The organism is Candidatus Phytoplasma mali, assembly GCF_000026205.1.
Taxonomy (GTDB): domain Bacteria; phylum Bacillota_I; class Bacilli_A; order Acholeplasmatales; family Acholeplasmataceae; genus Phytoplasma; species Phytoplasma mali.
In genome coordinates this window covers 351,065-365,115 of the sequence record NC_011047.1, presented here as the reverse complement: position 1 = coordinate 365,115, position 14,051 = coordinate 351,065, and the positions used below count along the sequence as shown (strand labels likewise).

General features: G+C 20.1%; 14 protein-coding genes and 3 tRNA genes. 11 read left to right on the top strand and 6 right to left on the bottom strand.

Annotation, left to right across the window (positions count from 1 at the left end; translation table 11 throughout):
* Window positions 1-58 precede the first annotated feature (58 nt).
* The 8 genes from ATP_RS01575 to ATP_RS01540 all read left to right on the top strand — a co-directional run bounded on the left by ATP_RS01575 (window position 59) and on the right by ATP_RS01540 (window position 5,038).
* Window positions 59-385, top strand: a complete 327-nt coding sequence (locus ATP_RS01575) for a hypothetical protein (protein WP_012504435.1) — start codon at window positions 59-61, stop codon at window positions 383-385.
* A 10-nt stretch (window positions 386-395) separates the two neighbouring features.
* Window positions 396-992, top strand: a complete 597-nt coding sequence (locus tag ATP_RS01570; protein ID WP_012504434.1) for a nitroreductase family protein — start codon at window positions 396-398, stop codon at window positions 990-992.
* A 184-nt stretch (window positions 993-1,176) separates the two neighbouring features.
* Window positions 1,177-2,109 (top strand): oxygen-dependent tRNA uridine(34) hydroxylase TrhO, encoded by a 933-nt coding sequence (trhO, locus tag ATP_RS01565; RefSeq protein ID WP_012504433.1) that lies wholly within the window; start codon window positions 1,177-1,179, stop codon window positions 2,107-2,109.
* 29 nt (window positions 2,110-2,138) lie between these two features.
* Window positions 2,139-2,447 (top strand): 50S ribosomal protein L21, encoded by a 309-nt coding sequence (gene rplU, locus ATP_RS01560; protein WP_012504432.1) that lies wholly within the window; start codon window positions 2,139-2,141, stop codon window positions 2,445-2,447.
* 13 nt (window positions 2,448-2,460) lie between these two features.
* Window positions 2,461-2,778 carry a ribosomal-processing cysteine protease Prp gene (locus ATP_RS01555; RefSeq protein ID WP_012504431.1) on the top strand — a complete coding sequence of 106 codons (318 nt, stop codon included), beginning with the start codon at window positions 2,461-2,463 and terminating at the stop codon, window positions 2,776-2,778.
* Window positions 2,779-2,803: 25 nt separating this feature from the next.
* Window positions 2,804-3,094: a 50S ribosomal protein L27 gene (rpmA, locus tag ATP_RS01550; RefSeq protein WP_012504430.1), complete on the top strand. Its 291-nt coding sequence runs from the start codon at window positions 2,804-2,806 to the stop codon at window positions 3,092-3,094.
* A gap of 65 nt (window positions 3,095-3,159) precedes the next feature.
* On the top strand, window positions 3,160-4,425 hold the full coding sequence (gene obgE / locus ATP_RS01545) for a GTPase ObgE (protein WP_012504429.1): 1,266 nt from the start codon (window positions 3,160-3,162) through the stop codon (window positions 4,423-4,425).
* A 28-nt stretch (window positions 4,426-4,453) separates the two neighbouring features.
* Complete coding sequence (locus tag ATP_RS01540; protein ID WP_012504428.1) at window positions 4,454-5,038, top strand: ECF transporter S component; 585 nt, start codon at window positions 4,454-4,456, stop codon at window positions 5,036-5,038.
* A gap of 283 nt (window positions 5,039-5,321) precedes the next feature.
* On the opposite strand, the gene ATP_RS01530 is transcribed toward ATP_RS01540, so the two are convergent.
* Both ATP_RS01530 and rpmB read right to left on the bottom strand, forming a co-directional pair.
* Entirely contained in the window at window positions 5,322-6,746 is a 1,425-nt protein-coding gene (locus tag ATP_RS01530) for an SAM-dependent methyltransferase (RefSeq protein WP_012504427.1), read from the bottom strand.
* Between the two features lie 73 nt (window positions 6,747-6,819).
* The gene (rpmB, locus tag ATP_RS01525; protein ID WP_012504426.1) at window positions 6,820-7,008 is read right to left on the bottom strand and encodes a 50S ribosomal protein L28; all 189 of its coding nucleotides are present in this window, start codon (window positions 7,006-7,008) and stop codon (window positions 6,820-6,822) included.
* Window positions 7,009-7,223: 215 nt separating this feature from the next.
* Here rpmB and ATP_RS01520 point away from each other — a divergent pair, with 215 nt between their 5' ends.
* The 3 genes from ATP_RS01520 (at window position 7,224) to ATP_RS01515 (ending at window position 9,887) form a co-directional block, all read left to right on the top strand.
* A complete protein-coding gene (locus ATP_RS01520) occupies window positions 7,224-8,708 on the top strand; it encodes a DAK2 domain-containing protein (protein ID WP_012504425.1) in 1,485 nt (494 codons plus the stop codon).
* Window positions 8,709-9,577: 869 nt separating this feature from the next.
* Complete coding sequence (locus ATP_RS02945) at window positions 9,578-9,757, top strand: hypothetical protein (protein WP_148208585.1); 180 nt, start codon at window positions 9,578-9,580, stop codon at window positions 9,755-9,757.
* Between the two features lie 40 nt (window positions 9,758-9,797).
* Window positions 9,798-9,887 (top strand) — tRNA-Leu (locus tag ATP_RS01515).
* 145 nt (window positions 9,888-10,032) lie between these two features.
* Here ATP_RS01515 and ATP_RS01510 read toward each other — a convergent pair.
* The 4 genes from ATP_RS01510 to ligA all read right to left on the bottom strand — a co-directional run bounded on the left by ATP_RS01510 (window position 10,033) and on the right by ligA (window position 14,000).
* Window positions 10,033-10,107 (bottom strand) — tRNA-Gly (locus ATP_RS01510).
* Between the two features lie 56 nt (window positions 10,108-10,163).
* A tRNA-Thr gene (locus ATP_RS01505) sits at window positions 10,164-10,238 on the bottom strand.
* Between the two features lie 121 nt (window positions 10,239-10,359).
* The gene (locus ATP_RS01500) at window positions 10,360-11,700 is read right to left on the bottom strand and encodes a hemolysin family protein (protein WP_320408552.1); all 1,341 of its coding nucleotides are present in this window, start codon (window positions 11,698-11,700) and stop codon (window positions 10,360-10,362) included.
* A 320-nt stretch (window positions 11,701-12,020) separates the two neighbouring features.
* Window positions 12,021-14,000 carry an NAD-dependent DNA ligase LigA gene (gene ligA, locus ATP_RS01495; RefSeq protein ID WP_012504423.1) on the bottom strand — a complete coding sequence of 660 codons (1,980 nt, stop codon included), beginning with the start codon at window positions 13,998-14,000 and terminating at the stop codon, window positions 12,021-12,023.
* Between the last annotated feature and the right edge of the window lie 51 nt (window positions 14,001-14,051).

Genomic DNA, 14,051 nt, shown 5'->3' with positions numbered 1-14,051 from the left:
TTTTATTTATTTAAAATAAATAAAATTATAAATAATAAATAAAAGAAAGTTTAAAAAAATGAAAATTATAAATCAACAAAAAAAAAATTTTTTAGTTTTATTTATATTATTAATTTTAACTTTAACTTTAACTTTAAAAAATACAGAAATTTCTGCAAATATGTCAAAATTACAACAAAAAAAAATTTCAAATTTAATAGACGAAACAAACAACAATTTTAAAACCTTTAAAAAAAAATTTAATGCAGAATTTAATACAAATTTACAGAAAACAAAATCTATGTTAATAAAAGGTGTTTTTCAAGTTTATTGCAAAGAAAAAAATATAAACGAATTAGAAATATATATAAATAATTTAAAATATTTCAATCAACAATTAAGTTAAAGATTTTTAAATGAATTTATTAACTTCTAGAAGAGCAATTCGTACTTTCGAAAACAATCATAAAATACCAAGAAATGTTTTTAAAAAAATTCTAAAAGATACCTCATATGCTCCCTCTTCTTTTAATCTTCAACCATGGCATTTTTTTATTATTGAAACATTAGAAAATAAAAAAAAATTAGCAATTTGTTTAAATAATGGAAATCGAAGTCAATTAGAAACTAGTTCGGCTATGATTTTAATTTTTGGAGATATAAACAAAAAAGAACTAAAAACAAAAATATATAATGATTTAGAAACATCAAAAAAAGAAATAATATTTAAAAAAATCAATAATTATTATGATTCTATGACCAATGAAGAAATAAAAAATGAACTTTTTTTAGAATGTGGTATTGTATCTTTGCAATTAATGTTATCTGCTAAAAATTATGGTTATGAAACATGTCCTATTGGTGGTTTTAATAAAAAGAAAATAAATGAACTTTTCAAAATTGAAAAAAAATATTTACCAATTTTAATAGTAGCAATAGGAAAAAAAGTTACAAAAGATGAAGAAACAAAAAATTTTAAAATGGAAACTACAGATTTCACACATTGGTTATAATTTTTAAAAATTAGTTTTTTTATAAATCAAAATAATTAAATGATCATAAATCTTTTAAAATAAATAAAGAATTTATGATCATTATTATTTTTAATAAAATTTTAAAATTAAAAATTTTAACAAACAAAATGCTATAATTAATAATAAATTATTAATTTTTATAAATAAAGGGTTATTATTTTTTATGAAAAAAATAGAAAAATATATTATAATTTTATATTATAAGTACACAAAAATTAAAAATCTTCAATGTTTTAAAAATAAACATTTAAAATTTTGTCAAAATTTAAAACTTTTAGGTAGAATAATTATATCTCATGAAGGAATTAATGGCACTTTATCTGGAAAAGTCGACAACATAAACAAGTACATTAAAATAATGCAAGAAAATGAAATTTTTAAAGATATAGATTTTAAAATTACTAAATATAAAAAAAACGTATTTAATAAATTATCTATTAAAATTAAAAAAGAAATAGTTAATTTAAAACTAGATAAAGATATAGATATGTTAAAAATAAAAAGTAATTATTTAAATCCTAAAGAATTTCATGAAAATTTAAAAAATAACGATAATATCATAATAGACGTTAGAAATCATTATGAATATCAATTAGGTCATTTTAAAAACGCCATTAACCCTAAAATTAAAAATTTTCGTGAATTACCCTTATGGGTAGAAAACAACAAAAATTTACTTAAAAATAAAAAAATAATAACATATTGTACTGGCGGAATACGTTGTGAAAAATTTTCTGCTTTTTTAAAAAGTAAAGGTTTTGATGAAACTTACCAATTAAAAGGTGGAATTATTACTTATGGTAGTGCAAATTTAACAAACGACATTTTATGGAATGGAAAATTATATGTTTTTGATAGTCGCATTGCTATTAAAATAAATAATAAAAAATATAAAATAGTAGGTAAAGATAATTTTGACAATAAACCCTGTGAAAGGTATATAAATTGTGCAAATCCAATTTGCAATAAACAATTCTTTTGTAGCAAAAAAAATGAACATAAATTTTTTGGTAGTTGTTGTTATGAATGTCAAATTAGTAAAAATAATCGTTATATAATGAAAAATAAAAATATCAAAAATACTTTATCAACTTAAATAAAAAAATAAAACAAAGGATAAAAAATATGTTTGCAATAATAAAAAATGGTAGTAAACAATTTAGAGTTTTTGAAGGACAAGAAATTTTTGTAGAAAAAATATCACTTATGGAAAAAAGTAATTATGAATTTAAAGAAATTTTAGCTATTGGTGGTAAAAATAATATTTTAGGCCAACCTTTTGTATCTGGTGCTAAAGTTCAAGCACAAATAATTAAACATGGAAGAGCAAAAAAAATTATTGTTTTTAAATATAAAAGTAAAAAAAAATATCGTTGTAAACAAGGACATAGACAAAATTATACTAAACTTTTAATTACAAAAATAATTGCATAAATTTAATTAAAATATGATTTATTATTATTTTTATAAAAAAAATAAAAAAATAGAAAAAATTAAAGTGTTTGGACACTCTTTATATGATAAAAAAAATAATGATATTGTTTGTTCTTCGGTTTCAACAGCAATTATTTTAACTTTAAATAATTTAAAAATGTTAGGATTAAAAAAAAATATTGATTATATATTAAAAAATGGTTTTTTAAATTTAAAAATATTAAAACAAAATTCAATAATGATGGTTTTATTAAATAATTTAGAATATTGTTTCAAAGAACTAGAAAAAAATTACAAAAAGCATATCAAAGAATATTCAAACATTAAATAATTTTGAAATTTAATAAGGAGAAAAAATGTTATTAAAATTAAATATTCAATTATTTGCATCTAAAAAAGGAGTAGGATCTACTCGTAACGGACGTGATTCCCATTCTAAAAGATTAGGAGCAAAAATATCAGACGGTCAATATGCTACTGCGGGTTCTATTATTTATCGTCAAAGAGGAACGAAAATACATCCTGGTTATAATGTAGGAGTAGGTAGTGATTACACTTTATTTACTAAAATAAATGGGTTTATTAAATATACAAATAAAAAAAACAAGAAACAAGTTTCTGTTTATGAAAATATAAAAAAAATATAAAAAGATAGTTTTTATATTTTTTTTTAATTTTAATATTCTAAAAAATTGAAGGAAAATTATATAAAATGTATTTTATAGATGAAGCAATTAATGAAATTAAAGCTGGTAATGGCGGTAATGGCGTTGTTTCCTTTAGAAAAGAAAAATATGTTCCTTTGGGTGGTCCTGATGGAGGTAACGGAGGAAAAGGTGGCTCTATTTTTTTTATAGGAGAACAAAGCGAAAATAATTTATTAAAACTAAAATACCAAAAACACTTAAAAGCTAAAAATGGTGAAAATGGTAAAAATAAAAATAAACATGGCGCTAATGCTGAAAATATTTATATAAAAGTTCCTTTAGGAACTATTATTTATAATTTACAAAATGAAATAACTGGAGAAATATTAAAACATGGTGAAATATTAACCATTGCAAAAGGAGGAAGAGGTGGAAAAGGGAATAAATCTTTAGCAACTTTTAAAAATCCAGTTCCTAAATATGCAGAAAAAGGAGGAATAGGAGAAAGCTTCAAAATTAAAACTGAATTAAAAATTCTGGCTGATGTTGGTTTAATAGGTTATCCTAGTGTAGGTAAATCTACCTTAATTTCTATAATTTCTGATGCTAAACCAAAAATAGCGGACTACCCTTTTACAACTTTAAAACCTTATTTAGGAATGGTTTATGTGGACAATGAAAGTTTTATTGTAGCCGATTTACCAGGTTTAATACCAAATGCTCATTTAGGAAAAGGAATGGGAATTAAATTTTTAAAACATATCGAAAGATGCCGTATTTTGATACATATGTGTGATATGAGTAAAAGTAATCCATTACAAGATATTGAAAACTTAAATCAAGAATTAAAAATATATAATAAGAATTTATTAAAAAAACCACAAATAATTATAGCAAACAAAATGGATATAATAGGTGCGAAAACAAAATTAATAGAATTACAAAAAAAAATATTAAATAAAAATATTATACCTACTTCATTATTAAAAAACCAAAATCTAAAAATATTAAAATATAAAATGTTGGAAATGATAAAAAAAAACGTTGTAAACTTACCATTATGCGAAAATTCTTCTTTTAAAACATACACACTAGAAGAAGAAAAACCTGATTTTGTTATTAAAAAAGATAATCAAGGATTTTTTGTTGTTAAAGGAGAAAAAATAGAAAAATTTTTTTATAAAACTGATTTTAATAATGAAGAAGCTACTAAAAAATTTGCTATTTTTTTAAAAAAAATAGGAGTTGAAGAAGAATTGATAAAAAAAGGAGTTTATTTTTCTAAAAATAAAATTAAAATTTGTGATCGTGTTTTTGAATTTATAACTTAATTTTATTATAGAAAAATTAATTTATATCATGAAAAAAGATAATTTAATAATTTTAAAACAAATTACTTTAACATCTCTTTTATCATCGTTATCAATTGTATTAGCAAAAATTAATAATACAATACCATTAAATAATTCAATTATAAAATTTAGAAATTATGATTATACAATTAAATTTTTACCACTAATAATAATGTCTTTTTATATTCCTTTTTATTTATCTTTTTTAGGTTCTTTTTTATCAGAAACGTTAGGTTTTTTTTTAATTAACAATCATCAAAAATATACTTATAATCCTATAATTAGTATTATTATTGCTATTTTATTTGGTATTTTACCAGGTTTAATTTTGAAAAAAAAAAATAGCTATTTAAAATTTTATATTTTTTTTGTTTTAATTTCATTTTTTTATCAAATATTTAATACTTTATCTTTTATATATTTTAATATATATTATTATCAAGATAATAACAACATAAATTTGTGGAACATAATTGGAAAAAAATATATATTATGGAAATCATTATCAATTTTAATAACAACATTTTTTTTAACTTTTATTATTAAAAAAATAATCAATAGTTTAAATTTTTTTAATGAAATAATAAAATAAAAAAGTTATTTTCTATTATTATAGAAAATAACTTTTTTTATTAAAAATATATTTTATTGAATTTTTTTAAAAAATTTTATTTATCCATTTTTTAAACTTATTTAAAAAATTTTTTCTATTTTTACTTTTTTTATTAGAAAATTCAGATAAACTCCTTACCGAATTCATTATATTTGATAAATTTTCGGAATGATTATCTTTAGAATTTTCCAAAATATCTTGTTTTGAATAAATTGATAAAGAAGATGAGCAAGGTGATAATCGATGATTATTATTAATAGAACTAATAAGAACCGTTATCAAAAAAAGTTGATACATTATTAAAACTATGATTATCAGAAGAAGGTTCTAAAGTTTCTTCATCAACTTTTTTCTTAAATGTATATTCTAATAAAACTACAGGTATAAAATAATTAGTAAACACATATTTTTTATTTAATTTAAAAATTTCTTTATTATAATCTATCAAATGTAATTTATTTTTATGAATAATATCAAAAAACGGAAACAATTGATATTCTATATATTTAATGTTGTTGTTTTTTTGCATAATTATTTCAATTAAAGAATCTAATTTTTGAACAGTTTCAGTAGACAAAATAGTAACCGGTAAAGTAGATATTATCCCCTCAATATTTGTCAATAAAATACTATTTTCTTTTAATAATTTTTGAACATCTTTTACATCACCTTGAATAACCGTTAATTCAGGAAAACGTTTTCTTAAAAAATCACAAGAATCAGAATTAATCTCAATAGAAATAATATTTTGTACACCATATTTATCAACTAAATATTGAGTAATATTGCCTATTCCAGCGCCTAATTCTAAAATTTTTTTATTATTCGAAAATAATTCATCTTTAGTTTTATTAGTTACCATACTACTAATTTCATAAGCAATATGTTGCGACTCAACACTTTGCAAAGAACCTTGAATATCATGTTCTAATAAAGCTTTTCTCATATGTTGAAAGTCGTATTTATTATAAAAAATTAAAGATATACAAAAAAATGATAAAATAATTAAAAAAAATTTAAATAATTTGTAATTTTTTAAATTTTTAATAAAAATAAAGGATCCACCTAAAATAAGAAAAGATAGCATAATTTTAATTAAATTAAAAATTAATGATATTGATTCTGTTTGAATATCTGGTGAAATAAAACGAGTATATCGTAATTCATTCCCGTCCCAATATCTAAAATAATATATTGAAAAATCAATTAAAAAATAAAAAAAAGGGAAAATTAAAAGAATCCAAAGATTTTTATAACTTGGAAAAGAGTAATTACGCCAAACAAAATATGATAATAAAATAGGAAAAATAAAATAACACAAAATATAATTAAAAAGCCAACTAAGAAGACTCAAATTATTTGAAGAATCCTTTGGACTAATTAATCCACTACTTTTAATAAAACCAACTAAAATTATAACTGAAATCAAAATATTTACTAAAGAAATAAAATTCAGTTTAGAAACAATTTTTTGATATTGGAATTTATTAATCAATTTACTTTTTGAATTAATAAAACTTAAAATTAAAATTAAAAATGAAAATAAATAACTACATTGTATAAAACTAAAAATATTTTCAAAATTTTTCTGACCATTTACAAAATTTAATGATAAAACCATAAAAGATGTAATAACTAAAATAAAACGAAAAAGAAAATTTTTTTTATTTTCAATATTTTTATACATAAATAATTAAAACCTGTTGCTTTCTAAATAAATATTATGCTTTACTTAAAAAATTAAATTAAAATTAAATTAATCAAACTCTTTTAAAATTTAATTTTTTTAAAGAACGGGCAGATATTTTAATTTTTTTAATTTTACCATTTTCATCTTCAATTCTAATACTTTGTAAATTTGTTTTCCAAATTCTTTTGATTGCATTCATAGAATGACTACGTTTATTACCAAATAAAGTTGATTTTTGTGAAATATAACATCTTCCCATATGAAATTTGAACCACCCTTTCGATATCAAATATTTTAATATTAAAAATATTTGATAAAAATATAAAAATATACTAAAATAAATAATGATTATCATAATTATATTATAATTATTAAAAAAAATCAAATTTAAAATATAAAGTTAAATAATATTATATAAAAAAATATTATTAACTATTAATATAGAAATAAATTAGAAAATAGGTAACAACAAAAATGATAAATGCAAAAAAAATTAACGCAGATTTATTTAAAAAAATGATTACTAATGGTGCTATTAATTTAAAAAATAATTATAAAAAAATAGATAATTTAAATGTTTTTCCCGTGCCGGATGGAGATACTGGAAATAATATGAAAATGACAATGATGGAAGGTATTAAAGAAATCAATAAAATACAATCTGATTCTATTATTAAAATTGCAGAAGTTTTATCTAAAGCTTTATTAATAGGTGCTAAAGGTAATTCAGGAGTTATTTTATCTCAATTTTTTGCGGGAATTTATATAAAATTAAAAGAAATTAATAAAAATACTATAAACATTTCAGAATTTATGAAAACCTTAATTTGTGGCTATCAAAAAGCTTATCAAGCTGTTTCGGAACCAACAGAAGGAACTATTTTAACAGTAATTCGTGAATCTGTCGAAAGTATGAAAGAAATTGAATACAAAGACCAAGATATTAATGAATTAATGCAAAAAATCATTAAAAATAGTGAAATTTCTTTAGAAAAAACACCACAATTATTACCTATTTTAAAAAAAGCTAAAGTAGTTGATAGTGGAGGAGCTGGTTTTATTGAAATTTTAAAAGGGATGCTTATGTTCTTACAAGGCAATAAATTAGAATATAATAATAAAGAAGAAGAAAACAATAATTTCGAAGCTATTCATAATTTAGATATAGAGGAATTAAAATATATTTATTGTAGCGAGTACATAATAAATTTAAAAAATGATAATCAAATAGATAAAGAAAAAATAAAAAAAAAATTACATAATAAAGGGAATTCTGTAGTTTTAATTATTGATGAAAATATTCTAAAATTACATATACATACTAATAACCCTGATATTGTATTAAATTATCTATTAAATTATGGCGAATTAAATAAAATAAAAATAGATAACATGAAGCAACAACATGAAAAAATAATAAAAACAAAAAAAAATAATCAATTAAAAGAAAAAAAAAATTCTAAATATACTATAATAACTGTAGTATCTGGTAACAAAATGTTACAATCATTTCAAGAATTAAATGCTGATATTATAATAGATGAAACAATAAATATGTCTTTAAAAGTTAATGATTTTATAGAAAAAATTAAAGAAATTGATAATAGAAATATTATTATTTTACCTAACCGAACAAAAATATATCTTGAAGTACAAAAAATTATTAATATTTTACCCGAAAAAAATATCAAAATAATAAAAACAGAAAGTTTTGCACAAGGATATAGTGTGCTTTTAACTTTTGATCCTAATTTAGATTTAGAAAAAAACTTAAATAATATGAAACAAAAGTTAAAAAATACAAAAATAGGTAAAATAATAAATGAAAAAGATACAGATTTAACGTTAAATAATAATGAAAATAATAATGATTTTATATGTTTTTTAGAAGAAAAAAAAATATATAAAAACAATGATTTAAACAGGGCGAGAAAGATGCCTAAATTACTAGCAAACTAACCAATTGCAAGCATTGTGATAATATGCTACATCAGATTCTCGGTTCTAAAAACGAAAGAATTTAGAATTACAGCAGAGAATAAAAGCGAAATGCGGGAAAACTATTTACCCAAAAAGATTACGCAAGATGAAGATATCTATGGATAAGAGTTGAAATACTCCTAAGAGAAAAAAGAAGAGTAATAACATAACTTGGGAATACAATAGTTAAATTTTTCCAATCTTAGAGCGGTTAAGTATTTTTTTGTTTAGATGCTTAAAATTATCAACCTAACAAAATAGGTCATAAAATCTAAGAACTCACCTCTAGTTAAAAACGAATTTTTTATACATAATTTAATTATGGTAGAAAAAATAAAAAGAGGTCATCTCACCTAAAGATATCAGGTAGTAATTTAGAGTAACTTCTATCCCCCTAAACCATATTTTTTCCTTAAATAAGAAAAAAATCATTAATGGCAAGGGGAAAGCAGAACCATAGTAGTCGTGAACAATTAAAAATCAACATTGGAATATGTTGATTAACTGACTCACCAAGGAAAAGGTTAATAACCTTTACAAGGCGAAAGGGGAAAACTGAGTTTCATCATATAGAATGTTGGAAGAATTTTGAGTAAATATAAAAAACAAAAAAAGAAAAACTCCCAACACAGAGTATCAGAAATAACTGATTTCGAAAACTAAATTTTAAAATATTTTTATCATTGTTAATGATATAATATTATACTAAAATTATATGTTGAAAAAATAAACTCAATTAACCGCCGTATGCTTGGAAACTTGCTTGTACGGTGGTGTGGGGGGCTTTAAGGGTAATAAACGTAAGAAGAAACTCCTTAATTCTATCCCAATAAGCTACTTTTTATTTAATAAAAAAATTAATAAAAAATGATTCAGAATTTTTAACTATTTTCTATAACAAAAAATTAATCCGAAAAAAAAATCTGAATAATTTAAAATCATTTTTAAAAAAAAATTTTGTTCAAATAGAGATAGAAATGATAGAAAATGAAGAAAAAAATATTTTTTATATTTTTTCCATAGAATAAAAAAATTAAAAAATATAATAATGATATTAATTTATCATTTGCGGATATGGCGAAAATTGGAAGACGCGCATGCTTGAGGGGTATGTAAGAATTATTTCTTATATGAGTTCAAATCTCATTATCCGCACCAAAATTAAGTAATCATTGTTAAAATTCATATAATAAAATATATAAATATAAAAAAAGCTAGATATAATTTAATCTAGCTTTTTTTATATTAAAACTTTTTATTATTAATAATAAATATTTTCTAAATAATAACTTCAAATTAATCATGGAGCGGACGAGGGGAATCGAACCCCCATTTCGTGCTTGGCAAGCACGTATAATAACCACTATACGACGTCCGCGATTAACCAAAAAATTAAAAAATATGAAATAATTTATTTATATACATAATTAATTTTGGTGCCCTTAACAAGAATCGAACTTGTATTTTAGCATTACCATTGCTACGTTTTACCATTAAAACTATAAGGACTAACCAAATAATAAATTAATTTTTTGGAAAATTAAATTTTATAAAAATAATAATCAAAAATATTATACACTTAAATTAAAAAATAATAAATATAATAAAATTATTTTAATAAAAATAAAAATTAATTTTTATCACTAATAGATACAACACTATCTTTTTCATCAATAGATGAAATCTTAATCACTTTAACTTTAGTAATTACTCTATTAACATATTTTAAACTCTGAAATTGATAACCTTGAAAAATAATTGTTACGTTTTCGTTTTTTTTCGGCCATCTTTTTAATTGACTAATCATAAAACCACTAATTGTGTCATAATCATCAACCGGTAATCCGGCTTGAATAATATTTTCAACTTCATATAAACTAGTAAAACCTTTAATTATATATTCATTATCAGAAATTTTTTCAATATCAACACTTTTATTATCATATTCATCTGAAATTTCACCTAAAATTTCTTCAATCAAATCTTCAATAGTAACAATACCAGCAGTTCCACCATATTCATCAATAACAATAGACATATGATTTTGTTTCAATTTCATTTCTCTAAACAATTCGCTAATTTTTTTAAATTCTAAAACATAATGCGCTTCTCTCATAAAATTATTAATTGAAAATTTTTTACTTTCATTAATATCTATTTCGTCATTATCTATTAAATATTTAAAAAAATCTTTAATATGAATTATACCAATAATATTATCTATACTTTCATCATATACCGGAAATCTAGTATATTTTTGAGTTTCGATAAATTGAATTAATTCTTTTTTGGTGCATTTAATCTCCACCGCAGCTATTTCTTTTCTATGATGCATTACTTCAGAAACGGAAGTATTATCAAATTCGAAAACATTTTGAATAATTTCATTTTCATTTCGATCAATAATTCCTTTTCGGTAACTTGAAGATAATAATAAACGAATTTCATCTTCAGAAAAAGAATTAACAATTTTATTTGGATCAAATCCTAAAATAATTAAAATAAAATTATTAATTTTAGTTAATAACCAAACTAAAGGTGTAAAAAGAAAAGAAATAAAATTCATTAAATTTACAAAAATATAAGTAGTTTTTAAGGGAGAATTCATAGCTAATCTTTTAGGAATTAACTCACCAAAAATAATAGAAACAAAAATAATAATTATTTCAATAATATATAATTGAAAACCTTTAAAATCACTAAAATATTTCATCACAACATTACCTTGTAAAAAAGTTAAGATATGAATCATTATTTGAATCATTGATAAAAAATTCGTTGGTTTTTCTTTATTTTTTTTAACTTTAATAGCTTTTTTAAAACCTTTTTTTATATCTAAATCAATTGCATTCTCACTTGAAGAAACTAAAGCTATTTCACTAGCAGCAAAAATAGCATTAAATATTATTAAAATCATTAATATAATTATAGGATATGTTAAATCTCCTAATAACGACGACAACGACTGCACTTATAATATAAACCTCTTTTTCTATTTAAAAAAATTTTTAAAAAATAAGTTGTTTCATTATATTTTATATTATTATTTAAATAATGTTATTTATTCTATATAAATTATATAATATATCATAAAATTAATTAAATCTATAAATTCATAAAATAAACTATTTTTAATATATAAATAATTGAAACAATTAGAATGAAATATAATTTTTAAAATCTTTGTAAAAATATATAAATTTAAAATACATATAAATTTTAACATTTATTTATTAAAATTTTAAAATAATGAATATTAAAAAATATAATATAAACTTAAAAATTTAAAAATTATTTAATTAATTCTTCAAATTCATGTTCTTGCAAAACTTTAATATTAAATTTTTTAGCTTTTAATAATTTAGAACCAGGATTTTTACCTAAGATTAAATAATTTGTTTTATTAGTAATACTATTAATAATAACACCTCCTAACTCAATAACAATATTTTGTGCTTGATTTCTAGAATATTTTTCTAAAATACCTGTAAAAATAACTTTTTTATTTTTAAAAATATTATTTTTAATATTATTTTTACTTTTAAAATAAAATAAATTAAGCCCTAAATTTTTAAATTTTTCTATTAATTTTAAATTTTTTGAATTTAAAAAAAAATTTTTAATATTTTGAGCACTTTTTATTCCTATTTCATCAATTTTTAATAAACTTTCTATGGAAGCTTTTTGTAAATTATCAATATTTTCGAATTTTTGAGCTAAAATTTTAGCTAAATGAATACCAACATTCTTAATTCCTAAACCTATTAAAAAATTAGATAAACATTTATTTTTACTTTTTTCTAAAGAAATAATAATATTATTAAATTTTTTTTTACCAAAACCATGTAATTCTTCAACTTCTTTTTTATATTGATTTAAAGAATAAAGATCTGAAATATTATTTATAAAACCTTTATAAAATAATATCTTTAAAGTTTGTAATCCTAAAACATTAATATCCATAGCTGATTTAGAAACAAAATAAAATAATTCTTGTATTTTTTTTTCTTCACAATCTAAATTGAAACAAAAATGATTAGAGTCTTTTTTAATTAATTTAGTATTACAAGAATAACAATGTGTAATCATTTCAAAAGGAATTTGATTTTTTCTTTTAGTTTTAATAACTTCTATAATTTCTGGAATAATACTACCAGATTTATGAACCAAAACAAAATCATTAACTCTAATATCTTTTTGTTTAATATAATCAAAATTGTGTAAATTAACTTTGGAAATTACGCTACCATCAACTATAGTTGGTAAAAGCTCTGCGATTGGAGTAACAATGCCTGTTCTTCCAATCTGAAATAAAATATTATTAATTAAAGTTTCAGTTTTAAAAACTTTAAATTTATAAGCAATAGCCCATTTAGGAGCTTTAGAAGTATAACCAATTATAGAATGAAATGATAATTCATTAATTTTAATAACAATGCCATCAGTATTATAACCTAAATGATTTTTAATTTCTTCATAATAACTAATTTTTTTAATTAATTGATCCCAATTCAAAACATATTCGTAATAATTATTAACAGGAAATTGCAAATAAGTTAAAAATTCTAAAATTGATTTTTGAGTAATAATAAATTTTGGAGGATTTACAATAGTATAGAGAAAAATAGATAAATTTCTTTCAGCAGCCACTTTAGAATCTAATTGTCTTAATGTTCCGGAAGCTGCATTTCTTGGATTGGCAAATAAACTTTTATTTTCCTTTTTTCTAATTTGATTCAAATAATTAAATGATTCATAAGACATATAAACTTCACCGCGGACTTCTAAATCTAAAGGTTCTTTTAGTTTTAAAGGTAATTCTTTAATAGTTTTAACATTATCAGTAATTAATTCTCCTTGATAACCATCACCTCTAGTAATAGCTTTGTCTAAAATTCCTTTTTTATATTTTAAACTAACAGCTAATCCATCTATTTTTAATTCAGTTAATAAAGTAAAATTAGAAATTTTTTTAGAAATTCTATCATAAAACAATTTTAATTCTTTAATATTAAAAACATTGTTTAATGATAACATTGATTTTTCATGTAAAAATTTATGAAATTTTGATGAAATAGGACCACCAATTTTAGTTGTTGGGCTAAATTTATAATTATATTCTGGATATTTAGATTCTAAATATAGTAATTCTCGAAATAAAGCATCATATTGTTGATCGTTTAAACTAGATTCATTCAAAGTATAATACTCATAATTTGTTTTATTAATTTTGTCAATCAAAAATATAATTCTTTTTTTTATTTCTTCCATTAACCTCACTACCCTTATATATAATAAAATTAAAGAACATATAATAAATAA